The organism is Acinetobacter sp. COS3 (assembly GCF_000475335.1).
GTDB lineage: Bacteria > Pseudomonadota > Gammaproteobacteria > Pseudomonadales > Moraxellaceae > Acinetobacter > Acinetobacter venetianus.
Window position 1 is genome coordinate 1 of sequence record NZ_AXCD01000068.1, and the last position, 291, is coordinate 291.

The 291-nt window shown below is 40.9% G+C and carries 1 protein-coding gene; it reads left to right on the top strand.

Translation table 11 applies throughout. The annotated features are described in order from the left end of the window. On the top strand, positions 1-291 hold a 291-nt coding region (locus IO68_RS31960; RefSeq protein ID WP_034603920.1), incomplete at both ends, for a helicase-related protein.

Here is a 291-nt window from a genome sequence, read left to right on the forward strand (position 1 = left end):
AACCATTATCTTTGCCGTCAATCAAAAACATGCCCAGTTTATTGCTGATCGCTTCAATGAAAACTATCCGCAATATGATGGCAAGTTTGCCCGTGTCATTACCCATGCCACTAAGTATCCACAAAGCTTAATTGATGACTTTAGCAAGAAAGATTTACCTGAGCCCCAGATTGCGATTTCAGTGGATATGCTCGATACAGGCATTGATGTACCTGAAGTGGTCAACTTAGTATTCTTTAAAGCTGTACGTTCTAAAGTGAAGTTTATGCAGATGATTGGGCGTGGTACACG